The following is a 24,703-nucleotide window of genomic DNA, read 5'->3' on the forward strand; positions in this document are numbered from 1 at the left end:
GGATTCTCCAGGAGCGGGCGGTGGAAAAGCGCGGCAGCGGCCTTGCGGGCCGGGCGCCGTCGCGGCGCGAAAGCGTGCGGGTGACACGATCGGAGACGCAGCGTAGTCGGCCAAATTCGGCTGCCATAGGCGGAGTGACAGCGGCGCCACACGGACATTTACCGACCCGGATAAAGAAAACACCGAGGCCGTGCTCACGGGCCGCCGCGCGGCACGCGTGCGGCGGGGCGCGCGCGCATCATGCGGCGCATCTATAAGCGTTATGGCGCGCGTTGCGTCGACATCCGAAATTGTCGTTTCTAGACTCGGCCCGTTTTTGATCGGCAGCGTTGGCCGTTGGCGGCGAACGCGCATCACACCACGCGGCGCGGCGCCGACCGACGCCGGCACTTCTACGGGACGACGAAGATGAACCAACCGAACGGGCGGGCCGACCGGCTTGCCGTACCGCTTGCCGCGCTGCTCGCCTGCGCCGCGCTGCCGGCCGCCGCGCAATCGAGCGTGACGCTCTACGGCCGCATCGATACCGCGGTCGAATACGCGAATGCCGGGCCGAACCATGTGGCGCGCATGGGCAGCGGCAACTTGTGGGCGTCGCAGTGGGGGCTGAAGGGCGTCGAGGATCTCGGCGGCGGCTACGCGACGATCTTCAAGCTCGAGGACGGTTTCAACGCGGGCAGCGGCGCGCTGTCGAACGGCAGCGCGCTGTTCGGCCGCGAAGCGTGGGTCGGCATCACGGGGCCGTTCGGCGGCGTGCAGTTCGGCGAGCTTTACACGATCCTGCATACGACGCTCGTCACGTACAGCCTGCCGGGCCTCGGCGCGGGGCTCGCGTGGGGCAACGCGACCAACAATTTCGTCGGCCCCGCGTTCCTGCGCGTGCGCAACGCGATGCGCTACACGTCGCCGCGCTACGCGGGCTTCATGCTGCGCGCGATGGCCGCGCGCGGCACCAACGGCGCGGCCGGGCAGCCGGCGACGCTCGGCGACACGTATGGCGCGGGCATCAACTACGTGCGCGGCGGCCTGTCGGTCGACGTCGACTACATGCAGCAGAAGTTCAGCCCCGTGGCGGCCTCCGCGCTCGGCGACACCAGCCCGGCCGCGAACGGCAACTACACGCTCGGCGCGATTTCGTACGACTTCAACGTCGTGAAGGTCGCCGCGCTGTACCTGCGCCATCGCGGCGGCCCCGACGTCGCGGCCGCGATCGACAGCCAGAGCGCGTATCCGCACAGCGACATCATGGAGCTGAGCGCGACGGTGCCGATCGGGCGCGCGTCGCTGCTGTTGAGCGTCGGCCATTACCGGAAGGTCGCGGACAGCGACGGCAACGCCGATTCGTACGGCATCCGGTTCGACTATCCGCTGTCGAAGCGCACGGTGCTGTACACGGGCGCCGCGATGGTGCGCAACGGCGCGCATGCGCGCTTCGTCGTCAACGGCGCGGCGGGCGGCGGCGTCGCGGTCGCCAGGCCGGGCGCCACCGCCAGCTCGATCGTCGCGGGCATCCTCACGGCGTTCTGAGCGTCTCGCCCGCGCCGCGCCCGCTCGGGCCGCTACGCGCAGGCGGGCGGCTGCGGCGCGAGCCATGCGTCGAACGGCGCCTGCTCGCCGATGTTGAACAACTCGAGCAGCAGCGCGCGCAGCCAGCGATGGCCGGGGTCCGCGTCGAAGCGCCGGTGCCAGTACGCGTTGACGGCCCATTCGCCGGCACCCGCGATCTCGTACAGCACGCACGGCTGCCGCGCGGCGAACGTGATCGCGATCGTCTCCGGCAGGATCAGCGCGTAATCGCCGTGCTGCAGCAGCGCGGGCACCACCATGAAATCGGGCAACGCGGCGCGCACGCGCGGCATCAGCGCGTGCCGTTCGAGCAGTTGCATCGACTGCGGATGCGACGTGACCGCGACGAAGCGCAGCGCGTCGGGCGCGGCGCCGTCGAGCACGAAATCGTCGGGCAGCCCGGCGCGCCGCGCGGTGCGGCGCGGCATCAGCAGCACGCAGCGCTCGTGCAGCAGCGCGGTGCGCTGGAAGTGGCTCGAGGCGTCGGCGAAATGCCCGAGCGCGAAGTCGATGCGCCCCGATTCGAGCGCGACGTTGAGCTGGCATTCGTCGACGTGCAGCGTCTCGATCACCGCGCCCGGCGCGCGGCGGTCGAACGCGGCGAGCAGCGTCGGCAGGAACGCGCTCGCCGCGAAATCGCTCATGTGCAGGCGGAACACGCGCTGCGTGCTGTCGGGCGTGAAACGCGACCCTTCGTCGAGCACGTCCTGCAGGATCGCGAGCGCCTTGTCGACCGAGATCGCGAGCCGCTGCGCGCGCGGCGTCGGTTCGACGCCGGTGCCGGTGCGCACGAACAGCGCGTCGCGGAACATCAGCCGCAGCCGGCCGAGCGCATGGCTGACCGACGGCTGCGTGACGCCGAGCCGTAGCGCCGCGCGGCCCACGTGCCGCTCCTCGTAGACCGCGCGAAACGTCTTCAACAGGTTGAGATCGAGATCCTGCACGCGCAAGCCGTCGGGCGAGTCGGCGTCGTGCGATGAAGGTTCGGGGCGGGCCGGCATCAGCGGGCGGCCGGTTGCGGCGTGCATCATCGTGTCTGCCTCGCGGTAACGGAAGGCGCATGGCCGTAACGCCGCGCATAGGCCTTCGCGAAATGGCCGAAACCGTGGACGCCGTGCGCGATCAGCACGTCGGTCACGCTGCGCGCGTCGCCGCGTTGCAGCGCCGCGTGTACGGCCGTGAGCCGGCGTTCGCGCACGTACGCGGCGGGGGTGGTGTCCAGGAACGCGCGGAACGCGTGCTGCAGCGTGCGCGGGGCGACGCCCGCGACGGCCGCCAGCGCGGCGAGCGCGAGCGGCTCGCCGAGATGCGCATCGACGTGGTCGCACGCGCGGCGCACGTATGCCGGCAGCGGCGGCGTACGGTGCGCGAGCGCGTCGCTGTACGCATGCGGCAGGTGCGTGAGCAGCAGCGACATCAGCCACGCGGTGAGGTCCGCGCCGAATATGGGCGACGCGGTGCCGATGCCCGGCCGGGCGCCCAGCCGGCACAGGTATTCGAAGGTGGGCAAGACGAGCGCGGCGCCCGTGTCGCCGCTCGCGAGCGCGAACTGCAGCGGCCGCGTGAGTGTCGTCTGCAGCATGTCCTGCAGCTTGCGTTCGAGCGCGCCGCGCTCGAGGCGCAGCACGAGATTGCGGCAATCGGGGCTCGTGCGCAGGCGGCTCGCGCGCGCGGGCGACGACACCGTCAGCTCGCCGGGGCCCGCGCGCGCAACGACATTGCCGGCCCGCAGCTCGCACGCGCCGGCGAGCGTCAGCCTGAACAGGAAATGATCGGCGTCGTCGCCGAACTCGATGTGCGTTTCGCGGCCGTAGCAGAGTTCAAGCAGCGCGCCGTGGTGCAGCGGCACTTCGTACAGCTCCGCATGAAACGGATCGCGGCCGCACGCGGCCATCCGGTGCGGCCCGAGCCGGTGCGCGACCGCGCGTTCGACGTCGTCGGGCGCCTGCAGCGTGCCCAGCCGGTTCGGCGCATGGCGGGAAAGGGCGATGTCCATTCGTAGACCTCGTGGCGGATGCCGGGGCGCGGCGGGATGCGCGGCGCCGCGATTGCGTTGCGCGAACGGGCGTGTCGTTGCGCGTTTTGAAGCGACGCGGCGCGGGCCGCCGCGTAGTCTCGGAAACACTCAATCACCGGGAGACGGCAATGAAGGTATGTGTTCTGGGCGGCGGCCACGGCTGCCATGCGGCGGCCATCGACCTGCTCGAGAAGGGCCACGACGTGACGTGGTGGCGGCGCGACCGGGAGCCGCACGCGCGGCTGCGCGAGCTTGGCGTGCTGAACGTGACCGACTATCGCGGCAAGCGCGCGGTGACGCTCGGCGATGCGCCCGGCGCGATCCGCCTGACCGACGATCTCGCGGCCGCACTGCGCGGCGCGCGGCTCGTCGTGGTGCCGCTGCCGTCCACGTCGCACGATGCACTCGCCGCGCAGGTCGCGCCGCTGCTGGCGGACGGCCAGGTCGTGTTCCTGCCGCCGGGCACGTTCGGCAGCTTCGTGTTCGCGCGCGCGGCGGCCGATGCCGGCAACCGTTCGCGCGTCGCGTTCGCCGAAACGGGCACGCTGCCGTATCTCGTGCGCAAGCATGGCGACAACGAGGTGGTGATCAGCGCCTATGCGACGCGCCTGCCGACCGGCGTGTTGCCGGCGAGCGCGGCCGGCTGGGCGTTCGACGTGCTGCGCGCGGGCTATCCGTCGCTCGAGCCGGTCGAGGATGCGTTGTCCGGCGCGCTGATGAACGCAGGCCCGGTGATCCATCCGCCGTTGATCCTGATGAACGCCGGGCCGCTCGAGCACTTCGACGCGTGGGACATCCACAACGAGGGCACGCAGCCGTCGATCCGCCGCGTGACGAACGCGCTCGACGCCGAGCGCATCGCGGTGCGCGAGGCGCTCGGTTACCGCGCGCCGCATTTCCCGCTCGCGGATCACTACGCGGCCGAAGGGGACGAGTGGATGTACGGGCGCGGCGCGCACGGCAAGCTGACCGAGAGCGGCGACTGGCGCGAGAAGATCGATCTGCGCACGCATCGCTACATGCTCGAGGACACCCGGCTCGGGCTGTCGTTCGTCGTGTCGTGCGGGCGCCGGGCCGGCGTGCCGACGCCGGTCGCGCAGGGGCTGCTGAGCATCGCGAGCGCGGTCGCGGAGCGCGACCTGTACGCGGAAGGCCGCACGCTGGAGCGGCTCGGGCTGGCCGCGCTGTCGAACGACGCGCTGCGCGCGCTGCTCGACAACGGGTACTCGGCATGAAGGCGGCCGCCGATGTGACGCGCATCCACGTGCTCGGCGCGGGGCGCATGGGGCAGGGGATCGCGCTCGTGTTCGCATACGCGGGCCTCGACGTGACGCTGATCGACTTCAAGCGGCGCGATGCGGCCGGCTGGCGCGCGTTCGGCGAGCGCACGCGCGACGGGATCGCCGGGCCGCTGCACGCGCAGGTCGCGCTCGGCGGCATCGATGCCGCGCAGGCCGCAGCGGTCGTCGCGCGCATCGCACTCGTCTCGCACGACGGCGCGGCGGACGCGGTGCGTGACGCCGATGTCGTGTTCGAGGCGCTGCCCGAGGTGCTGGACGCGAAAGCCGACGCGCTGCGCTGGCTCGGCGAGCACGTCGATGCCCGGGCAACGATCGCGTCGACCACGTCGACGTTCGTCGTCACGGAGCTGCAGCGCCATGTTGCTTATCCCGCGCGGATGCTGAACGCGCACTGGCTCAATCCCGCGCTGCTGATGCCGCTCGTCGAGATCAGCCGCAGCGACGCGACGGATCCGTCCGTCGTCGACATGCTTGCCGCGCTGCTCGGACGCGTCGGCAAGAAGCCGGTGATCTGCGGGCCGGCGCCCGGCTATATCGTGCCGCGCATCCAGGCGCTCGCGATGAACGAGGCCGCGCGGATGGTCGAGGAGGGTGTCGCCAGCGCGGAGGATATCGACACGGCGATCCGCACCGGCTTCGGGCCACGCTTCGCGGTGCTCGGGCTGCTCGAATTCATCGACTGGGGCGGCTGCGACATCCTGTACTACGCGTCGCGGTATCTGGCCGGCGAGATCGGCCCGCGCTTCGCCCCGGCCGCGAGCGTCGTGCGCAACATGGAAGCCGGGCGCGACGGCGTGCGTACCGGCGCGGGTTTCCACGACTATGCGGACGTCGACGTCCCCGCGTACATGCGGCAGCGGCTCGGCGAATTCGCGCGGCTGCTCGAGCACCTGGGGCTCGCGCCGGCGTTCGACGGCGCGCGGCGCGACGTCGGGCGCTGACCGTCGCGCGATCATGCGGCGTCGCCGCGTGAACCGTCGGCGTGCGGGGTGCGCGTCTCGCGCATCACGCACAGGGTCGCGACGGTCACGAGGCCGAGCGCGACGAGGAACAGCGACACGGGCCACGACGCGTGATAGCGCGTGAGCAGCGCGGTGGCGATCAGCGGCGACATCCCGCCCGCGAAGATCGACGCGACCTCATGCCCGAGCGCGACGCCCGAGTAGCGTACCTCGGTGCTGAACAGCTCGCCGACGAGCGCGGGCAGCGTACCGATCATCGCGCCGTGGCTCACGGCCGTGCCGACCGTCAGCGCGAGCCAGACGAGCGGCGTCGCGCGCGTATCGAGCAGCCAGAAGAACGGAAACGCGCATGCGACGAGGCTCAGCGCGCCGATCAGGTACACGGGCTTGCGGCCGATCCGGTCGGACAGCCGGCCCCACGCGAGCATCGCGCCCATCTCGACGATCATCGCGATCATCACGCCGGTCAGCATCACGCCGTTCGGGATGCCGAGGTACTTGCCGTAGACGAGCGAGAACGCGAGAAAGATGTACGCACCGCCGTTTTCGGCCACGCGCAGCCCCATCGCGAGCAGGATTTCCTTCGGATGGCGGCGGATGCACTCGACGATCGGCAGATGCGTGTGCGCGCCGCGCTGGCCGGCCTGCTCGAAGTCGCGGCTTTCCGGCAGGTGGCGGCGGATATAGATGCCGATCGCGAAGATGACGATGCTCGCGAGGAACGGCAGCCGCCAGCCCCAGGTGCGGAACAGGTCGTCCGGCAGCGTCTGCGCGGCCAGGAACGCGGCCGACGACAGGACGAAGCCGCCGCCCACGCCGAGCTGGCTCCACGCCGCGTAGTAGCCGCGCTGCTCCGGCGGCGCGTTCTCGCTGATCATCAGTACACCGCCGCCCCATTCGCCGCCGGACGCGATGCCCTGCAGCAGGCGCAGCACGACGAGCGCGGCCGGCGCCCACAACCCGATCTGCGCATAGGTCGGCAGCAGGCCGATCGCGAAGGTCGACGCGCCCATGATCAGCAGCGTCCACACGAGCGACGCCTTGCGCCCGTAACGATCGCCGACGTGGCCGAACACGATCCCGCCGAGCGGGCGCGCGACGAAGCCGAGCGCGAACGCCGCGAACGCGGCGAGGCTGCCCGCGAGCGGCGATGCGCCGGGCGGAAAGAACACATGGCCGAACACGAGCGCGGCGGCCGTGCCGTACACGAAGAAGTCGTACCACTCCATCGCGTTGCCGGCGACGGAGGCGATGACGATCCGGCGCAGCTGCCGGTCGGCGAGCGGCCGGGCGGCGCTCGGGGATTGCACGGTGTCGGTCGGGTACATGGCGGACTCTGAAGGGGGCGGGCGCGTGCCGTCTCGTGCAGCACTGCGGGCTAGTGTTGTCGGCCCGCCGCGTCCCGGTCAAATCCGCAGAAAAAGGGGAGTGTCATCACTCCCGCAAATGATGGTCGCGGCGCGCGGTCCCGTGCCGCCGCGCGCCGGGGCCGGTTACCGCTCGATCTGCCGGTTCCAGCGCGTATCCCACTGCGCGCGGCGCGCGTTGATCGCGGCCCAGTCGACCACCGTCACCTTGCGCACGAGATCGTCGACGTTGCCGAGGCTCTGCTGCATCGCGGCAGGCATCTTCGCGAGGCGGTTGGTCGGGATCTGCTTGCCGGCCTCGGCCGCCTTCGTCTGCGCGGGCGCGGACAGCAGGAACTGCGCGAGCTTCTGCGCGAGCTGCGGATCGGGGTTGTTCGCGACCACGCACAGGTCGACGAGCAGCAGCACGGGGCCTTCCTTCGGGTTCGCGTACGCGACGGGAATGCCCTTGTCCTGCAGGTCGCCGACGCCGGTCGGCGTGAGCGGGAACAAGCCGGCTTCGCCGGTCTGCACCATCTCGGAGATCTTCGCCGAGTTCGGGATGTACTCGACGACGTTCGGCCCGACCGTGCTCGCCCACTTGCTGAAGCCGGGCTCGACGTTCTGCTCGTTGCCGCCCAGCAGCCGGTTGATCGCGAGGAAGCCGTGCAGCCCGAACGTGCTGCTCGACGCCGACTGGAACACGACCTTGCCCTTGTATTTCGGGTCGGCGAAGTCCAGCCACGACGTCGGCGGCGCCCAGCCTTTCTCCGTGAACAGTTTCCGGTTGTACGCGATGCCGGTCATCCCGAGCTGCACGCCCGCGCCGACGTCGTCCTTCATCCGCGCGAACGGATACAGCTCCTTCAGCACCGGCGAATCGTCGAGCTTCTGGCACACGCCGAGGCTGACCGCGCGCGCCATCACGCCGTCGTCGAGGAACGCGACGTGGATCTGCGGCTTGTTGCGGTTCGCGAGCAACTTCGCGAGCACGTCCGACGACGTGCCGGGCACGACGACCACCTTCACGTTGTTCGCTTTCTCGAAGTCGGGCAGCACCTGGCTCGTATAGGCCTTCTCCATCGGCCCGCCGTTCATGCCGACGTAGATCGTCTTCGTTTGCGCGAACGCGGGCGCGCCGGCGCCCGCGAGGCAGAGGGCGGCGGCCGCCGCGATCGTTCCGAGCAGTTTCATTTGTGGGTCTCCTCTTGACGGAAAGGGGCGGTCGGCGCGGTTTGCGGTGCGAAGCGGCCGATCGAGAATGCATCGAGTGGCGTGGCGGTTTCGCCGGTCGTGACGAGGTCGGCGAGCACGTCGCCGACGCCCGGCGCGAGCAGGAAGCCGCCGCCGGAAAAGCCGAACGCATGCAGCAGGCGCGGCGTCGTGCGGCTCGCGCCGATGATTGGGTTGTGGTCGGGCGTGCAGCCTTCGACGCCGCTCCAGGTGCGGATCAGCAGCGCATCGCGCAGCGCGGGCAGCAGCGCGCATGCGTCGCGCATCACGGCGCGCGTCGTATCGACCGACGGCTGGCCGAATTCGCCGTCGCCGCGGCCGCGCCCGCCGCCGATCACGCAGTTGCCGCGCGCGACCTGCCGCGCGTACACGCCGCCGCCGTATACGCCGAGGTTGTGCGTGATGAACGGCGGCAGCGGTTCGGTCACCCACATGTTCGGATAGATCGGCTCCATCGGCACGGCTTCGCCGAAGCGTTCGGCGATCGTGTTCGCCCACGCGCCGGCCGAGTTGATCAGCCACGTCGCGGTGCATGCGCGGCCGCCGGCCTGAAAGTGAAAGCGCGCGCCGTCGTGGTGCACGTCGTCGACGGGCGTGTGCTCGAACACGTCCGTGCCCGCCGCGCGGGCCGCGCGCGCGAACGCGGGCGACACGAGGCGCGGGTTCGCATGGCCGTCGGTTTCGCACAGCGAGCCGCCGAGCGCCGCGCGGCCGAGCCACGGGTAGCGGCGGCGGAATGCGTCGCCGCGCATCACCTGCAGCGGCAAGCCGTGTTCGCCGGCGAGCGCCGCGTACGCGTCGAGCGCGTCGAGATCGGCGTCGCTGCGCGCGAGCCGCAGATGGCCCGACACGACGAATTCGCCGTCGATGCCGATCAGTTCGGGCAGGCGGTCCCAGATGCGCCGCGCACGCAGCGCGAGCGGCAGTTGCTCGGCCGGCCGGCCCTGGCAGCGCACGCCGCCGTAGTTCACGCCGCTCGCCTGCGCGCCGCAATCGCGCCGTTCGAACAGCCCGGTGCGCAAGCCGCGGCGCGTCAGCGCGAGGGCGGCCGACGCGCCGACGAGGCCGCCGCCGACGATCGCGACGTCGTAATGCGGGCGCTCACTCATCGCGCGCCTCGTCGGGAATCGCCGCGACATCGTCGCCCGTGAGCGCGGCCGAGATCGGGAACGGCTTCACGGGCGGTTGCGCACGCAACCGGCCGACGTCGGCGAGCGGGCGCGCGGTTGCGGCGGCCAGCACGAGCGCGGCGGCGTCGCCGCACATGCGGCCCTGGCAGCGACCCATGCCGACGCGTGTCAGCGCCTTCAGCCGGTTCAGTTCGGTCGCCGCGCCGTCGCGGACGCAGCGCCGCAGCGTGCCGGCGTCGATTTCCTCGCAGCGGCACACGATCGTGTCGTCGGGGCAGTGCGCGGCCAGCTCGACCGGCGGCGCGAACGCCGTTTCGAGGCCCGCGCGGAATGCGCCGATGCGTGCGAGCGTGCGTTCGAGCGTTGCCGCGTCGGGTTTGCCGGATAACGACGGCGACGCGATGCCGGCGTCGTCGAGCAATGCGAGCGCCGCCCGCCGGCCCGATGCTTCGGCCGCGTCGGCACCCGCGATGCCCGCGCCGTCGCCGGCGACGTACAGGCCGCGCACCGACGTGCGGCCGGCCGCGTCGCGCTCGGGCAGCCACGCACGATTGAGCGGGTCGAACCCGAACCGGCAGCCGGCGAGATCGGCGAGCTGCGTTTCGGACCGCAGGCCGAAGCCGAGGCCGAGCGCGTCGCAGTCGAGCCGGCGCGGCGGGACGCCGTCGCCGTCACCGGCGGCGCGCCACGCCAGTCCCGTCACATGCCGGTCGCCGAGCACGCGCTCGAGCGTGACGCCCGTTTCGATCGCGACGCCCCGCGCGCGCAGCCAGCCGATGTAATAGAGCCCCTTCGCGAAGGTCGACGGCACGCGCAGCAGCGCGGGCGCGGCGGCGGCCTGGCGGCGCAGCGGGCTCGTGTCGAGGACGGCCGCGACGTGCGCGCCGGCCTTCGCATACTGGTAGGCGACGAGGTAAAGCAGCGGGCCCGTGCCCGCGAACACGATGCGCCGGCCGATCGCGCAGCCCTGCGCCTTCAGCGCCACCTGTGCGCCGCCGAGCGTATACACGCCCGCGAGCGTCCAGCCCGGCACGGGCAGCAGGCGGTCGGTCGCGCCGCTCGCGACGATCAGGTGCGAGTACGGCACCGTCACTTCGCGGCCGTCCTGCAGCGTGTCGACGCGGCCCGCGCCGCACGACCACGCGAGCGTATTCGGCCGGTAGTCGACCTGCGGCAGCAGCGCGGCCATCGTCCGGTGCACCGCGTCGGCCTTGGCCGCCTCGAAACCGTACAGCGTGCGCTTGCCGCGCGTGAATGCGCCGCCGGCCGGCGGTTGCCGGTAGATCTGCCCGCCCCAGCGCGCGTTTTCGTCGATCACGACGGGGCGCAGCCCCGCGTCGACCAGCGCTTCGGCCGCGCGCACGCCGGCCGGCCCGGCGCCGACGATCACCGGTTGCAGCCCGGCGCTCACGATGCGTCTCCGCTCGCGGGCCCGGCGGCCGTGACAATCCGCATGCCGTCGGCGATCGGCGTCGAGCATGCGCGCACGCGCGCGCCGGCTTCGGTGCGCACCCAGCAGTCCTGGCACGCGCCGATCAGGCAGAAGCCCGCGCGCGGCTGGCCGCTGAATTCGCTCACGCGCACGCGGCGCTGCGCGACGAGGATCGCGGTGAGCACGGTATCGCCGGCGAGCGCCTGCGCGGGGCGGCCGTCGAGCGTGAACGCGACGGTGGCGCGCTCGCGTTCGGCGAGGCGCACGAACTGTGCGCCGTCGGTGGAACGGGAAACGGAAGTCGTCATCAGTGTTGGCCGATCAGGATGCGGTTCAGGCCGTACACGCGATCGAGCAGCAGCATCGCGCCGGCGGTGATGAAGATGACGAGCGCCGACACCGACGCCATCATCGGGTCGATCGATTCGGTCGCGTACATGTACATGCGCACGGGCAGCGTGACCGTCTGCGGCGACGTGACGAAGATCGACATCGTCAGTTCGTCGAAGCTGTTGATGAACGCGAGCAGCCAGCCGCCCGTGATGCCGGGCACGATCATCGGCAGCGTGATGCGCCGGAAGGTCGTCCACGGGTCCGCGCCGAGCGAGCACGCGGCCTGCTCGATGCTGCGGTCGAGGCCCGCGACGGACGCGAGCACGAGCCGCATCACGAACGGCGTGATGACGATCATGTGCGCGAGCACGAGCCAGGCGAACGAGCCAGTCGCGCCGATCAACGCGAAGAAACGCAGCAGCGCGATGCCGAGCACGAGACCGGGAATCACGAGCGGCGACAGCAGCAGCCCGTTCAGGAACGCGCGGCCGGGAAACGCCGCGCGGCCGATGGCGAGGCCCGCCGGCAGCGCGATCGCGAGCGACAGCGTGGCCGACGCGAACGCGAGCTTCACGCTGTTGAGGAACGCGGTGACGAAGTCGGGATAGTCGAGGATCGCGCGGAACCAGCGCAGCGACAGCCCGCGGGTCGGCAGCGTCAGCGTTTCGTCGGGCGTGAACGCGACGAGCACGACGATCACGAGCGGCGCGAGCACGAACAGGATCACGAGCGTGTGGAAGGCGAGGGCAACGGGGCCGTTCTTTCTCATCGCGATGCGCCTCCGAGGCTGCGCGCGTAGCGGCGTTCGAGCACGCGGTAGTAGGTGAGCATCACGACGAGGTTCGCCACCAGCAGCAGCACCGCGATCGTCGCGCCGAGCGGCCAGTTCAGCGAGCCGAGGAATTCGTCGTAGACGGCCGTGGCCGCGACCTTCAGCCGGCGTCCGCCGAGCAGGCCGGGGATCGCGAACGCGCTCGCCGACAGCCCGAACACCATCAGGCTGCCCGACAGCACGCCCGGCATCAGTTGCGGCAGCACGATGCGGCGCAGCGTCGTGAACGGCGATGCGCCGAGCGACAGCGCCGCGTGCTCGGTCTGCGGATCGAGCCGCTGCAGCGCGGTCCATACGGGAATCACCATGAACGGCAGCATCACGTGCACCAGCGCGATCACGATCGCGAAGGTCGTGTATTCGAGCTTGTACGGCCCGAGGCCGGCGAGCCCGAGCGCCTGGTTCACGAGCCCGCTCGTGTTCAGCAGCATGCTCCAGCCGAACGCGCGCACGACCACCGACACCAGCAGCGGCGCGAGGATCGCGAGCAGGAACAGCGAGCGCCACGGGTCGCGCATTTTCGACAGCACGTATGCTTCCGGCGTGCCGATCGCGACGCAGATCGCGGTCGTCAGCGCGGCGATGCCGAACGTGCGCGCGAAGATCGTGTGGAAGTACGACGAGCCGAGCACGTCCGCGTAGTTGCCGAACTGGAACGCGGCGATCGGGCCGGTGGCCGGGTCGAAGCGGTAGAAGGTCAGCACGAACGTCATCGCGAGCGGCACGAGCACGAGCGCGGCGAACAGCACGAACGCGGGCGCGCACATCAGCCACAGCGGCGCATGCGCGCGCCAGGTCGCGCGCATCGCGTGCGCGGCGGCGGCGCGTGCCGGTACGGCGTCGGCGGAAACCGCGGCCGCGAGCGCGGCCGGCGCGCCGTCGGTCGGGAGCGGGCGGACAGGCTGTCCCATTCAGGCCTCCCGGCGCATCACGCGCACCGCGTCGCTGTGCCAGTCGATCCCGACCGGCGCGCCTTCCGAAAGCGGCTCCGCGCCTTCGTTCTGGCAGCACACGAGCACTTCGCCGAGCGCGCTGTCGACGCGGTACAGCCACTGGCTGCCGAGGAAGAAGCGGCTCGTGACGGTCGCGGCGAAGCGGCCCGCATCGGGCGCGCACAGCCGCAGCTTCTCGGGACGGATGCAGACCGACACCGCATCGCCGACGCGCATGTCGCGCTCGCGCGGCGGCAGGTGCGCGGTGCGGCCCGTCTCGGCGAGGTCGTGCCCGAGGTCGATGCGCATGGCGTCGCCGTCGTGCGCGACGATCGTGCCGGGCAGCAGGTTCGCCTTGCCGATGAACTGCGACACGAAGCGGTTTTCCGGGCGCTCGTACGCGCGGTACGGCGTATCGGTCTGCGTGATGCGGCCGGCTTCCATCACGACCACGCGATCGCTGATCGACAGCGCTTCCGACTGATCGTGCGTGACCATGATCGTCGTCGTGCCGATCTTGCGCTGGATCGCGCGCAGCTCGAACTGCATGTCCTCGCGCAGCTTCGCGTCGAGGTTCGACATCGGTTCGTCGAGCAGCAGCACCGGCGGCTCGATCACGACCGCGCGCGCGATCGCGACGCGTTGCCGCTGGCCGCCCGACAGCTCGCGCGGGAAGCGGTGCGCGAGCGTGTCGAGACGCACGAGCGCGAGCGCCGCACGGATGCGTTCGGCGCGCTCGGCTTTGTCGACGCCGCGCATGTCGAGGCCGAAGCCGACGTTCTCCGCGACGCTCATGTGCGGAAACAGCGCATAACTCTGGAACACGATGCCGAGCCCGCGCCGGTTCGGCTTCAGGTGCGTGATGTCCTGCCCGTCGAGCGCGATGCGGCCGCGCGTGACGTCGACGAAGCCCGCGATCATCTGCAGCGTGGTGGTCTTGCCGCAGCCGGACGGGCCGAGCAGCGACACGAACTCGCCTTGTTCGACCGACAGGTTGACGTCGGCGACGGCGGTGAGTTCGCCGAAGGTTTTCGTCAGGTCCGTAAGCGTGAGAAACGACATGGGAAGCTCCGGGTTCGCACACCGCGTGGCCGGTGTACCGATGTCGCGGACTCTAGCCAGCCATATTTCGGCGCGTCAATTTCGAATTCTGCTGAACGGGAGGAATTTCGGAAAAATTCCGTTGAATGGAACGGATGGCGAAATCGCGTGCGAATCGTTCCGTTGGGTGGCGTGTGGCCGAGCCGCGAAACGCGCGCGTCAATCCCGTGCACACCCGGATGCCCGTGGAATTTCGGCGGGACGACAATGACGGCTACCGTATTCCGTTCAGTGAAATCATCGAGGAGAGCCGGCATGCAGGAACCCCATTCGACCGGAACGTCGCCGGCCGCACGCGCGCCGCGCCCGGACGTGGACACCGCCGATGCGGCCGGCGCGCCGGGCACCGGCATGCTGCAGCGCGCGTTCGCGATCCTGCGCGCGCTGGCCGGCATGCAGCAGGATGGCGTGCGCGTCACGCATCTGGCGAAGGCCGTCGGGCTCACGCAGGGCACCGCGCACCGGATCCTGCAATCGCTGATCGCCGAAGGGATGGTCGAACAGGACGAGCAGTCGAAGCTGTACCGGCTGAGCGTCGACTTCTTCGCGCTCGCCGCGCAGGCCGGCAACCCGAGCAGCATGCGCACGCTGTGCCGTCCCGCACTGCTGAGGCTGTGCGCGAGCCTCGGCGAGACCATCTTCCTGCTCGTGAAGAGCGGCTTCGACGCCGTGTGTCTCGACCTGTGCGAAGGGCCGTTTCCGATCCGCTCGTTTACCGGCGACATCGGCGGACGCATCGCGCTCGGCGTCGGGCAAGGCAGCCTCGCGATCCTCGCGTTCCTGCCCGAAGCCGAACGCGAGGAAGTGATCCGCTTCAACGTGCCGCGCATTCGCGGCTACGGCGTGCTCGACGAGGTGTACCTGCGCACCGAGATCGAACGCGTGCGGCAACTCGGCTACGCGGGCCGCAACAGCGGCGTGCTCGACGGGATGGCTGGCGTCGCGGTGCCGATCCTCGATCGCACCGGTTATCCGGTCGGCGCGTTGAGCGTCGGCACGCTCGCGTCGCGCCTCGGCGACGACCGCATGCCGATGGTCGTCGAACTGCTGCGGCGCCAGGCCGACGCGATCGGCCCGCGTACCAATCCGTTCGACGCCGCGTTGCGGCGGCCGATGCACGGGCTGTCGGGGAAAACCGTCTAACGCACGTCGCGCGTCGCCGTTTCGTCGGCTTGCCGACGCGCGCCATTCACGTCCGATCAAAGCGTGTGTTGTCCAGCGGGCCGGTGCCGCGCACGCGCAGTCGACGGTGACGCTGTGCGGGTTCGTCGACGATTGTCCTCGTCGACCTGTTCCGGCCGCGCATGATGCCGATGAACATGCCTGTCTATCGCGTGACGTGTTCCGCGAACGCGGCCGACGTATGCACGACGATGGTCGGCGGCCGCGCGTCGTCGCGGGCGAGCGTGGCGTTACTTCCTTCGCGACCGATAGAGCGTGGGCCAGTCGCCGGGCGCGACACCGCCGCACGTTTCCTGCCGGGCCGCGGACGACATGCGAAAGGCCTGGTCATCCCAGATCCATTCGGCCCGAAACCCGCAATCGGTCAGCCCGCGTCCTTTGCCGAAAGTCGACAGGGTGCCGGTAGCGGGATCGAAGTTCGGTTCGAACAGCAAGGCGTCCGACGTGCCGCCCTCTGCATCGCTCAGCTTGACGGGCTCCGGCGCTCCGCCACCCGTGCGCGGGGCGATGAACACGTCCGACGATCCCTGGTACGCGCCTTGAATGCAGGGAAGAAAAACCAGCGCCGTTCTGGCGTCGAGCGCATACGCCGCCTCTTCGAGATACTTCGACGCATTCTCTTCGCACGTGCTGGCATCCCGGACACGTTTCGTGCGCGCGATCAAGCTCTTTTCCTCCTGCGCGGACAGCTGCGCGGCGATCTTCCGCGCCGGCACGACCGGCAGCGGCGGAGCGGGCGGGACCTGCGACGCGGGGGCCGCGCCTTTGCGGATCAATGCGGTCACGCTGCCGGCGCGCCCCTGCCGCTCGTCGATGCGCAAGAGGGCGGCGACCATGCCGTCGAGCGGAATGTAGGTGCTTGCATCCGATCCGAGCGCGAGCTTCGCGCCGTTGCGAAGCCGGGAGACGAATGCGGCGACGGCGGCCGGCCGCGTGGTCGACAAGGTTGCGATGTTGTCGGTGTGGTCGACCTTGATATGCCAGGCCGACTCGTCCAGTTGCAGCGGCGCGCCGTCAATCCGCAGATCGCCGAGATCGTCACGGGTGTCGGTGGCCACGCTCACCCGCGCTTCGAGCGCGCCGTTCGGTCCGGCCGCGCGAATGAAGCGCAAGTCCGCACCGGTTTCGCCGCCGCTCGCGAAACCCTTCGCCTCGCAGGTCAGGCCGTTGTCGCAGGCGACCAACCACGACTTGTAGGTGTCGTAGCTCGGCGCGCCGACTTCCCGGGGCGGCGTTGCGCCGGCGGCGAGCGGGGCGCCGGCGATCGTGAAAAGGGCAATGACCACGGCGCGTGCGTTGAGGGATCGAGTGCTCATGTCTTTCCGCTGAGTCGAGGATGAAGCGCATCGTAGCGCAACCGAGGCGCCGGAAATGAAAAATCCCGATCCGTCGCCCGTTCCGATTGAGTGGCGTTTTTCGAGGGTTATACGACCTTTGCGCCATGGGCGTCGCGTTTCATACTGCAGTGGAAGGTCAAGCCGGGAACCGCGCACGAACGCGAACGCGTTTCGCGCTTTCGGCCCGATCAATCACGACATGAAAAGGAACGGAAGATGAGGCTCAAGAACAAGACGGCGTTGATCACGGGCGGAACCAGCGGCATCGGTCTCGCCACCGCGAAGCTGTTCGTTGCGCAAGGCGCCCGCGTGGCGGTGACCGGCCGCGACGATAGCGTGTTTGAACGCGTGAAGGCCGAGCTCGGCGAGCAGGCGATCGTCCTCAAGGGCGACGTCCGTTCGCTCGACGACATGCGGGCGATCGCCGCCGACGTCAAGGAAAGGTTCGGCGGCCTGGATATCGTGTTCGCCAATGCCGGCTGGGCGTTTCCGTCCGCGGTCAACGACATCGACGACGCGCTCTACGACCAGATCATGGACATCAACGTCAAGGGCGTGGTGTTCACGCTTCAGGCGGTGCTGCCGCACTTGCGGGAAGGATCGTCAGTCATCCTAAATACTTCGTTCGTCGCGCAGACCGGCAAGCATGGCATCTCGTTGACCGCGGCCGCGAAGGCCGCCGTGCGCTCGCTTGCCCGCAGCTGGTCCTACGAATTTCTCGACCGGAAGATCCGCTTCAACGCGATCGCGCCCGGTGCGATCGACACGCCGCTGCTCTCCAAATGGGGCATGCCCGACGAATGGGTGCGCGACCGCAAGGCCGAGTTCGCCGAAGCGATTCCGGTCGGCCGCATGGGCAAAGCCGAGGACATCGCCTACGCGGCGCTCTATCTGGCCAGCGACGAATCGTCCTACGTCGTCGGCACCGAACTGGTCGTCGATGGCGGTGCGTCGCAGCTTTAAGGCCGCGGCGCGCGATGCCGGAGCCCGACACGTCATCGCGGCGCATTCACCACCCGATCTCACGCCCGCCACGTCTTGCGTCGTGGCGGTTGTTCAATCCGGCCCGTCCTGGGTGCGCTCGCAGGGGGCCGCAGTGCAAGGAGAAATCATCTTGACCGACAGTAGCGATAACGAGGCGTCCGTCAATCAACTCACGCGTGCCGGCCGTTCGCGCCGCGATGCGCTCAGGCTGGGTGGCGCCGCCGCGCTCGGCGCCGCGCTGGGCGGCGGGGCGTTGTTCGGACACGCCACGCCCGCGCTCGCGCAGGCCGGCGGCGACGGCGTACTCGCGCCGAACGAGCCGCTCAATATCCTGATCGTCAATTACGACGGAGGGACGCTTCTCGATTTCGCGGGCCCGAGCGAGATTTTCCACCGGCTGCCGAATACGAACGTGCGCTACGCGAGCCTCGACGGCGGCAACGTGACGCTCGAATTCGGCGTCGTGTACGGCAATACCGAGCGGCTGGCCGATATCGAGAAGACCGACGTGATTCTGGTTCCCGGCGGGTCCGATTTGAGCGCGCCGATGCGCCCGGCGTACCAGGCGCAGATCCGGCGTCTGGCGCAAGGCGCGAAACACGTGACGTCGGTCTGCAACGGATCGCTCGTGCTTGCCGCGACGGGCGTGCTCAACGGCAAGCGCAGCGCGTGTCATTGGGCGTTCGTCAACAAGCTGGCCGAGTACGGCGCCATTCCCGTTCCCGAGCGCTTCGTCGAAGACGACGACGGCCGCTTCATGAGCGGCGGCGGCGTGACGGCGGGCATCGACTTCGCGCTGCGCGTGGCCGCGAAGCTGCGCGGCCAACGGGCCGCCGAATTCACGCAGCTCGTGATCGAATACGATCCCGCTCCGCCGTTCCATTCCGGTCATCCGAGGGACGCGCGACCGGAAGTGATCGCGATGGTCGACAAGGAACTGCCCGGCGCATCCAGGGGGCTCGCGCGCATCCCCGGCGTTCGTTGAACGCCTCGGCCCATGTTTGCGATGCCATTCGCCGGCGTCAATGAAGGCGCAGGCGACGCTGCCTGCGCCACCGCCCAATCGGGCAACCGCTTCAATTCAAGCCCAAACCGGAAATCACTCGATGCAACGGATTCGTTTTTATACAGCCGCGCTTGCAGCGTGCGTATCCCTTTTCGCATTCACGGCGCCGGCTGTTGCCGGCGGTTCGCAACGTCTGCCCGAAGCGGCCATCAAGGCCGAAAACGCGCGCTGGGCCGACGCCTTCGCGCGAGGGGACTATGAAGCGATCGGCCGCCTCTATACCGACGACGGCGCGCTCCTGCCGCCCGGCGGCGACAAGGTCACGGGGCGCCGCGCGATCGTCGAATATTTCTTGAACGGGTATGCCGGATCGAAACCCGGCACCGTCTCGTTCAGCAACTACGAGTTTTACGGTAGCGATCGGGCCGTGACGGAAGTGTCGGATGCGGAGGTGCGCGACCACGACGGCAAGCTCAAGATCCGCGCGAAGCAGACGCTCGTCTTTCTGAAGCAGGGCGGCGCGTGGAAGCTGCATCGCGACATGTGGAGCGATTACGCGCCCGTCAAGACCGACGGCCATTGAAGGTCAGGCGACAGGGCGCGTCGCGTACCGATGCGTCACCAGCCGGTTGAAGTGACGTCGAACCCGTAGCGCGCTGAGCGGCCAGGCGGTCGATCAGCGTGCTGCGTTCGACCGGCTCTCGCGTCGAATCGCTTGCGGCGGGTGCCCATGCAGTTTGATGAAGGCTCGCCGCATCCGTTCGGGATCGGTGAATCCCACCGCCAGCGCAATCTGTTCGATCGGTTCGCTGCCTCCCTGGAGGCGCAGCCGCGCGGCTTCGACGCGCAAGCGCTCGACCGCCTTCGCGGGCGTTTCGCCGGTTTCCCGGCGAAAGGCGCGGCCGAACTGCCGCAAGCTCAAGCGCGCGGCCTCGGCCAGCCGTTCGACAGGCAATGCTTCCGCCAGATGTTCCCGCGCGAAATTCAGCGCGATGCGGATGCGATCCGATTCCGGTTCCATCTGCGACATCGCGGAGAACTGGGATTGCCCGCCGGGTCGTCGATACGGAACGACCAGCAGCCTGGAGACCGCGCGTGCAATCTCCGCACCCATGTCCTTTTCAATGATGCCGAGCGCCAGGTCGATGCCGGAGGCGATGCCCGCCGACGTCCAGACGCGGCCGTCCACGACATAGATGCTGTCGCCGTCGACCTTGATGCGAGGGAAGCGCGACTGCATCAGCGCGGCGTATCGCCAGTGCGTCGCGGCCCTCAAGCCGTCCAGCGAGCCGGTTTCCGCGAGCAGAAACGCGCCCGTGCACACGCTGGCGACCCGCGGTGTCCTGGCGGCCAGTTTTCTGGCGGCGGCGATATTGTCCGATGTCTGCATCGGCGCGATGTCGCCGCCCACGAACACGACGGTGTCGAACGTGCGCCTGCCGATCGGTTTCGTGTCGATCGCAAGGCCCGTATTGCCGGGAATCGGGCCGCCCGATGGCGAGATCACATGAAGGTCGTACGGCGTATGGCCGGCCGCCGTGGCCACCTGATTGAAGGCCGACAACGGGCCGCCAAGGTCGAGTGCATCGTAGCCGCGGCAAATGAAGAATCCAATTCGATGCATGACAGCGCGGAAACTCGGAAACGCGGAGAGGCGTATTTTACCGAGAACCCTCAAATCGTGCCGTTCGGCCCGAAACGAGGGAAATACGTCGTTGACAGCGCCATCGATGGCCGCGCAGCCGGCAAGGTGCGACGAAATGTTTACGCGAAACGCGAAGCGCCCCGCCGTTTGCGGGCGGGGCGCGGTTGTCATGCGAGGGCGCTGGTCAGCGGCGGTAGATGTATTCGAGGTCGGTCGATTCACCGACCTGGAAATGGTACGTGCCGACCTGCCGGAAACCCGCCTTCTCGTAGAACGCGATGGCCTTCGCGTTGCCGGACCACACGCCCAGCCATATCGGGCCGGGCCGCGTCTCGGCGAGATAGTGCAGCGCGGCGTCGAACAGCGCGCGTCCGGCGCCGGTGCCCTGGATACCGCGGCGAAGGTAGATTTGATGTATCTCGCCCGAACCGTCCGCGACTTCCGGATGCGGGAGTTTGCACGGCCCCGCATGTGCGTAGCCGACCAGCGTGCCGTCGTCGTTTTCGGCCACCCACGTGCGGCATTGCGGGTCGACGAGTTGCGCGCTGATCGTTTCGACCGAGTAGCTGCGCGCCTCGTACGCGGCAAGGTCGTCCGGCGGATAGTCGATGCCGAAACCGTCCTGCAGAAAGGTTTCGCGAAACGTCTCGCGCTTCAGGTCGGCAAGCGCGGCTGCATCGGCCAGTGTCGCAACGCGGATCAACATCGGAAGTTTCTCGCTTCGGTGGTCGGGCGGACAGTGTATCGCGAGCGGCGTCGGGCCCGCGTTGTTGACGACGACGTCGATGCGGCCGTGCTCGGCGAGCGATTCTCCGACGATGCGGCGGCGGGATTCGGTGTCGGGTACGAAAACCGTCCCGGTCCAGGCGCGAGTACGCGCGCCGGTTCAACACGCCGCCGACGCGCGGCGCGGCAACGCGAAAGACGCTGGCGCGTGCCCGAGCGGCGCGGCAAACATGCCGATGGTTGACCGCCGACGGACATGCTAGGATTTCCGTCAAACAACTTCGGAGACGCTGCGATGCCGTTCATCTGCGAAAACGTTGAATGTCGTGCCGTGCTGGCGCGCGGGCAGGTCAAGGCCCGTCAGGAGGACGCGGGGTGGTGTTTCTACTGCCCGGACTGCAAGGCCAGGAACGAGTTGATGGATATCGGCACGGTGGTGGGCCACGCCGAGCTGGTTCAGCCTGAGCGGGCGAGCCCGCCGCACAAGGTCGTCGCGACGGCCCGGCCGCTGGACGACGGTACGTATGCGGCGCAATTGAGCGTCCAGCGCGCGCTCGCGGTGAAGGGCACATTCGCGGCCGAAGAGCACTGGGATCAGCTCGGCGTGTTCGGCGACCCGCAGGAAGCCGTCGCGCATGCGCAGTCGTTCGCGGCGGATCTGTTGCAACGCGCGGCCTAGTGTCCGGCCGCGCGCCGAATGGCGCGGCACCGCGCCACGCGCGGATCGCGGCGGGCATCATGACCGCGGATCCGCGCGCCGGATGTGACCGTCTCCGTTCGCGATCTCACGCATCGGTCTCGTCAAGCAGGCCGTATCCCCCTTTTGTTCGCGTGACGCGTGCGAACCCCGCTTCTCCCAAATGCATGCCGGCGATCAGCAACCCCTCCGCGCTGACCCGGTCCAGCAGCCGCGATCGTGTGGTGGCGGCCTCGGTCGCGTCCTGATCGAAGGCGATCGACACATCGGGCCGCCTGATCTGGATGTGCGGGAAATGCACGATATCCCCCCACACGAGCAGGCCCCGATCGCCGGATTCGACGACGTATCCCGTGTGCCCGTCCGTATGCCCCGGTAGCGGCATCGCGCGGATGCCGGGCAGCACTTCGCCTTCATCGAACATACGCAGCCTGTCGCGATAGCCGTCGAATACCTGACGCGCGATCAGGAAGTTGCCGCGGGCCCGCTCGCTGGCACGGCTCAGATTGGCGTCGTCCTGCCAGAAGCCGACTTCGCGCCGATGTACAACCAGCTCCGCCTGCGGGAAGGTCACGTGGCCGGCGGCATTCATCAGTCCGCCGACATGGTCGGGATGCGCGTGCGTGAGCAGGATCGTGTCGATCGCGGCCGGGTCGATGCCGGCCAGCAACAGGTTGGGAATCAGGCGGCCGCCCCATTGCCGGATGCCGCCGGCCCCGGCGTCGACGAGGATCGTGCGGCCCGCGCCGCGTATCACGTAGCAGTTGATGTGAATGGCGGACGGTTCCTGCTGCCCGGCGTCGCGCTGCATCCGGGATGCCTCGGCCGTGTCGATATTCGACAGGAAATCGAGGCTGGCGGTCAGGTAGCCGTCGCTGATCGCCGTGACCGTGAAGTCGCCGACTTGCTGAAAGGGAAAGGTAACGGTGGACACAAGGCTGCTCCAGGCAAGCTAGTTTCGTGCATGAATATTCGGTGCGGCATGGCCGAAACAGCGGATGCGCGCCGACAGGCCGGTACGGCGAACGATCGCGTGATCGAGCGCTTCCATGAACCGGTTCATGATCGCGGGTTGGCGAAACGCGTCGACGCGATACTGGATTTCCGCGTATGCGGGATGCCCGTATCCGTGCCGAACCGCGATGAAGATCACGTGAACGTTTTCGAGTTTCGCGTGGAGAACATCCGTGCAAAGCGCGACGCAGTCGCCGGACAGCGCGGCGAGGTCATCGTCGGACGGCAGGCGTTCCGCCTGAATATGGAGCGTCACGTTCGGCATGGTTCGCCTGCGTGGGTCAGCTGCGCGGTGATCGGTGCGTAAAGATGAAGGCCGGCCGCGGCGTACCCGGCCGGCGCGGCGTCGCGCCGCGGCACGACGGCGAGCCAGCGGCGCGCCGGACACTGCTCCAGCGCGACGGCCTGCATGGCCAGCGGCGCCAGTCCCATGCGGATCAGCGGCTCGGGGCCGCGCTCGCCCAGCACGAGCAGCTCGTCGGCGGCAACGGCGGGTGCGACACCGATATCGCTGTACAGATTGCGGTGCCAGTCGGTGATGTGCTGCTGCCATCGCGCGAAATTGCCGCCGCCTTTCCGGCGATATTCGTCCCCGGTCAGCACGTCGAGACCGTCGATCGTGTGGACGGCCAGGTAGACGGGGCAACCGTCGCCGATCGCCTTGAAGCGCTGCGACGAATGAAAACCCGTTACCGAGATGAGGGCCGGCAGCTTTTCGAGGCTGTAAAAGTCGTTCCATTCGGCTTCGCTGTCGCGGTCGGCGAAGCTGCATTCCACGGTGTAGATCATCGGATCGTCCTTCGTCACGGAGGGGGTATCGTGCGGTGAACACGCGTTGTTCAGTGCGGTGACGTAATGCTAAGCTGATGTTTGCGCGGTAAATAACGACAAAAAATCAGCCTTCAGTGATGTTTGATCAAGCTGGCATCGAAACCATCCCATCGGCGAGATCCCCATGCGACGCAAGATTCCCAGCAATTCCGCGCTCCTGGCTTTCGAGGCGGCGGCCCGGCACGGGAGCTTCGCCCGCGCGGCCGACGAACTGGCCCGCACCGAAGGCGCGATTAGCCGCCAGATCGGCCGGCTGGAGGCGTTTCTGGGCGTGACGTTGTTCGAGCGCGTGGGAAACCGGGTGAAGCTGGCGCCGAACGGCACGCGATACGCGGTGCAGGTGCGTGAGATCCTGGACCGGCTGGAACGGGACAGCCTGTATCTGATGGGGCAGCCCGTCGAGGGCGCGAGTATCGATGTCGCCGCGATCCCGACCTTCGCCACGCGCTGGCTGATTCCCCGGCTGAAGCGGTTTCAGGAGCGGCACCCGAACATCACCGTGCATATCGCCGAGCGGATGGACCCGTTCCTGCTCGCGGGCAGCGGTTTCGACGCCGCCATTCATTTCGACCATCCGGCATGGGCCGGCATGCACCTGCATCCTCTGCTGGAGGAAGTGCTGGTGCCGGTCTGCAGTCCGGCGCTCCTGAAGGGCGCGGGAAAGCGCCCGTCGCTGGATGCGCTGCCGCGCCTTCACCGGCGGCAGAATCCCGATGCCTGGCAGACGTATGCGGAAGCGTCCGGCATCGCGCTGACCAATTCGGCGATCGGCCCCCGGTACGATCTCCATTCGATGCTGATCGAGGCGGCGCTGGCCGGCCTGGGGGTGGCCTTGGTGCCGCGCCTTTACATCGCGGCGGAGCTCGAGCAGGGCCGCCTGGTCGCGCCCTGGCCGGACGGGAAGGCGGTGACCAAGACCTTCTGCCTCGTGCTGCCGGAGCCGCTCGAATTGAGCGAAGGGCCGGTACGGGCGTTCGCGGCATGGATGCTGGAAGAGGCCGGCGGCGCGCGTTGAAGCCGCGCGTCGCGCGTGCGCTCGGGCATGTCGCGCCGTTTCCGTGATCGCACGTCGAGCGGCATCCGGTGCGATCCGCGG

Annotated in this window: 25 protein-coding genes; 9 read left to right on the forward strand and 16 right to left on the reverse strand. The window is 69.1% G+C overall.

Features of this window, described 5'->3' with window-relative positions:
• Window positions 1-408 precede the first annotated feature (408 nt).
• Window positions 409-1,527, forward strand: a complete 1,119-nt coding sequence (locus VXM69_RS04550) for a porin (protein WP_124608057.1) — start codon at window positions 409-411, stop codon at window positions 1,525-1,527.
• Window positions 1,528-1,559: 32 nt separating this feature from the next.
• Here the strand turns inward: VXM69_RS04550 and VXM69_RS04555 are convergent, their stop codons facing one another.
• Together VXM69_RS04555 and VXM69_RS04560 are read right to left on the reverse strand one after the other, a co-directional pair.
• Complete coding sequence (locus VXM69_RS04555; RefSeq protein ID WP_367189062.1) at window positions 1,560-2,597, reverse strand: LysR family transcriptional regulator; 1,038 nt, start codon at window positions 2,595-2,597, stop codon at window positions 1,560-1,562.
• A complete protein-coding gene (locus VXM69_RS04560) occupies window positions 2,594-3,562 on the reverse strand; it encodes an AraC family transcriptional regulator (protein ID WP_124608055.1) in 969 nt (322 codons plus the stop codon). Before VXM69_RS04560 ends, VXM69_RS04555 begins: the two co-directional genes overlap by 4 nt.
• Before the next feature lie 149 nt (window positions 3,563-3,711).
• On the opposite strand from VXM69_RS04560, the gene VXM69_RS04565 reads away from it, so the two are divergent.
• Together VXM69_RS04565 and VXM69_RS04570 are read left to right on the forward strand one after the other, a co-directional pair.
• Window positions 3,712-4,818, forward strand: a complete 1,107-nt coding sequence (locus tag VXM69_RS04565; RefSeq protein ID WP_367189063.1) for an NAD/NADP octopine/nopaline dehydrogenase family protein — start codon at window positions 3,712-3,714, stop codon at window positions 4,816-4,818.
• Window positions 4,815-5,825 carry a 3-hydroxybutyryl-CoA dehydrogenase gene (locus VXM69_RS04570; protein ID WP_367189064.1) on the forward strand — a complete coding sequence of 337 codons (1,011 nt, stop codon included), beginning with the start codon at window positions 4,815-4,817 and terminating at the stop codon, window positions 5,823-5,825. The genes VXM69_RS04565 and VXM69_RS04570 overlap by 4 nt, the downstream gene beginning before the upstream one ends.
• Window positions 5,826-5,836: 11 nt before the next feature.
• Here the strand turns inward: VXM69_RS04570 and VXM69_RS04575 are convergent, their stop codons facing one another.
• The 8 genes from VXM69_RS04575 to VXM69_RS04610 all read right to left on the reverse strand — a co-directional run bounded on the left by VXM69_RS04575 (window position 5,837) and on the right by VXM69_RS04610 (window position 14,146).
• Window positions 5,837-7,174: an MFS transporter gene (locus VXM69_RS04575; protein WP_367189065.1), complete on the reverse strand. Its 1,338-nt coding sequence runs from the start codon at window positions 7,172-7,174 to the stop codon at window positions 5,837-5,839.
• A gap of 165 nt (window positions 7,175-7,339) precedes the next feature.
• On the reverse strand, window positions 7,340-8,386 hold the full coding sequence (locus tag VXM69_RS04580; RefSeq protein WP_069704520.1) for an ABC transporter substrate-binding protein: 1,047 nt from the start codon (window positions 8,384-8,386) through the stop codon (window positions 7,340-7,342).
• The gene (locus tag VXM69_RS04585) at window positions 8,383-9,534 is read right to left on the reverse strand and encodes an NAD(P)/FAD-dependent oxidoreductase (protein ID WP_367189066.1); all 1,152 of its coding nucleotides are present in this window, start codon (window positions 9,532-9,534) and stop codon (window positions 8,383-8,385) included. Before VXM69_RS04585 ends, VXM69_RS04580 begins: the two co-directional genes overlap by 4 nt.
• Window positions 9,527-10,966, reverse strand: a complete 1,440-nt coding sequence (locus tag VXM69_RS04590; RefSeq protein WP_367189067.1) for an FAD-dependent oxidoreductase — start codon at window positions 10,964-10,966, stop codon at window positions 9,527-9,529. The genes VXM69_RS04585 and VXM69_RS04590 overlap by 8 nt, the downstream gene beginning before the upstream one ends.
• Entirely contained in the window at window positions 10,963-11,295 is a 333-nt protein-coding gene (locus VXM69_RS04595; RefSeq protein ID WP_367189068.1) for a (2Fe-2S)-binding protein, read from the reverse strand. The genes VXM69_RS04590 and VXM69_RS04595 overlap by 4 nt, the downstream gene beginning before the upstream one ends.
• The gene (locus VXM69_RS04600) at window positions 11,295-12,089 is read right to left on the reverse strand and encodes an ABC transporter permease (protein WP_034188296.1); all 795 of its coding nucleotides are present in this window, start codon (window positions 12,087-12,089) and stop codon (window positions 11,295-11,297) included. The genes VXM69_RS04595 and VXM69_RS04600 overlap by 1 nt, the downstream gene beginning before the upstream one ends.
• Window positions 12,086-13,063 carry an ABC transporter permease gene (locus VXM69_RS04605; RefSeq protein WP_034188295.1) on the reverse strand — a complete coding sequence of 326 codons (978 nt, stop codon included), beginning with the start codon at window positions 13,061-13,063 and terminating at the stop codon, window positions 12,086-12,088. Before VXM69_RS04605 ends, VXM69_RS04600 begins: the two co-directional genes overlap by 4 nt.
• Window positions 13,064-14,146: an ABC transporter ATP-binding protein gene (locus VXM69_RS04610; RefSeq protein WP_034188294.1), complete on the reverse strand. Its 1,083-nt coding sequence runs from the start codon at window positions 14,144-14,146 to the stop codon at window positions 13,064-13,066.
• Between the two features lie 294 nt (window positions 14,147-14,440).
• Here VXM69_RS04610 and VXM69_RS04615 point away from each other — a divergent pair, with 294 nt between their 5' ends.
• Window positions 14,441-15,328 carry an IclR family transcriptional regulator gene (locus VXM69_RS04615; protein ID WP_034188293.1) on the forward strand — a complete coding sequence of 296 codons (888 nt, stop codon included), beginning with the start codon at window positions 14,441-14,443 and terminating at the stop codon, window positions 15,326-15,328.
• Window positions 15,329-15,597: 269 nt separating this feature from the next.
• On the opposite strand, the gene VXM69_RS04620 is transcribed toward VXM69_RS04615, so the two are convergent.
• Entirely contained in the window at window positions 15,598-16,683 is a 1,086-nt protein-coding gene (locus VXM69_RS04620) for a DUF1176 domain-containing protein (RefSeq protein ID WP_367189069.1), read from the reverse strand.
• 237 nt (window positions 16,684-16,920) lie between these two features.
• Between VXM69_RS04620 and VXM69_RS04625 the strand changes: the two genes are divergently transcribed.
• From VXM69_RS04625 to VXM69_RS04635, 3 genes are all read left to right on the forward strand, one after another.
• Window positions 16,921-17,667 (forward strand): glucose 1-dehydrogenase, encoded by a 747-nt coding sequence (locus VXM69_RS04625; protein WP_367189070.1) that lies wholly within the window; start codon window positions 16,921-16,923, stop codon window positions 17,665-17,667.
• A gap of 151 nt (window positions 17,668-17,818) precedes the next feature.
• Window positions 17,819-18,673, forward strand: a complete 855-nt coding sequence (locus VXM69_RS04630) for a DJ-1/PfpI family protein (protein ID WP_059559583.1) — start codon at window positions 17,819-17,821, stop codon at window positions 18,671-18,673.
• Between the two features lie 121 nt (window positions 18,674-18,794).
• Window positions 18,795-19,277 carry an SgcJ/EcaC family oxidoreductase gene (locus VXM69_RS04635; protein ID WP_367189225.1) on the forward strand — a complete coding sequence of 161 codons (483 nt, stop codon included), beginning with the start codon at window positions 18,795-18,797 and terminating at the stop codon, window positions 19,275-19,277.
• Between the two features lie 93 nt (window positions 19,278-19,370).
• Here the strand turns inward: VXM69_RS04635 and VXM69_RS04640 are convergent, their stop codons facing one another.
• Both VXM69_RS04640 and VXM69_RS04645 read right to left on the reverse strand, forming a co-directional pair.
• Entirely contained in the window at window positions 19,371-20,318 is a 948-nt protein-coding gene (locus VXM69_RS04640) for a GlxA family transcriptional regulator (protein WP_034188288.1), read from the reverse strand.
• Between the two features lie 205 nt (window positions 20,319-20,523).
• A complete protein-coding gene (locus VXM69_RS04645) occupies window positions 20,524-21,045 on the reverse strand; it encodes a GNAT family N-acetyltransferase (protein ID WP_034188588.1) in 522 nt (173 codons plus the stop codon).
• Between the two features lie 315 nt (window positions 21,046-21,360).
• Here VXM69_RS04645 and VXM69_RS04650 point away from each other — a divergent pair, with 315 nt between their 5' ends.
• Window positions 21,361-21,744: a hypothetical protein gene (locus VXM69_RS04650; protein ID WP_034188287.1), complete on the forward strand. Its 384-nt coding sequence runs from the start codon at window positions 21,361-21,363 to the stop codon at window positions 21,742-21,744.
• Window positions 21,745-21,850: 106 nt separating this feature from the next.
• On the opposite strand, the gene VXM69_RS04655 is transcribed toward VXM69_RS04650, so the two are convergent.
• The 3 genes from VXM69_RS04655 to VXM69_RS04665 are packed head-to-tail and all read right to left on the reverse strand — an operon-like array spanning window position 21,851 to window position 23,565.
• A complete protein-coding gene (locus VXM69_RS04655) occupies window positions 21,851-22,696 on the reverse strand; it encodes an MBL fold metallo-hydrolase (RefSeq protein WP_059559580.1) in 846 nt (281 codons plus the stop codon).
• Window positions 22,697-22,714: 18 nt separating this feature from the next.
• Window positions 22,715-23,041, reverse strand: a complete 327-nt coding sequence (locus VXM69_RS04660; RefSeq protein ID WP_034188285.1) for a hypothetical protein — start codon at window positions 23,039-23,041, stop codon at window positions 22,715-22,717.
• Window positions 23,029-23,565, reverse strand: a complete 537-nt coding sequence (locus VXM69_RS04665; RefSeq protein ID WP_124670879.1) for a sugar ABC transporter — start codon at window positions 23,563-23,565, stop codon at window positions 23,029-23,031. Before VXM69_RS04665 ends, VXM69_RS04660 begins: the two co-directional genes overlap by 13 nt.
• 166 nt (window positions 23,566-23,731) lie before the next feature.
• Between VXM69_RS04665 and VXM69_RS04670 the strand changes: the two genes are divergently transcribed.
• Complete coding sequence (locus VXM69_RS04670; RefSeq protein ID WP_367189071.1) at window positions 23,732-24,622, forward strand: LysR substrate-binding domain-containing protein; 891 nt, start codon at window positions 23,732-23,734, stop codon at window positions 24,620-24,622.
• The last annotated feature ends 81 nt before the right edge of the window (window positions 24,623-24,703 follow it).

It is taken from the genome of Burkholderia sp. Ed8 (assembly GCF_040761425.1).
Taxonomy (GTDB): domain Bacteria; phylum Pseudomonadota; class Gammaproteobacteria; order Burkholderiales; family Burkholderiaceae; genus Burkholderia; species Burkholderia seminalis.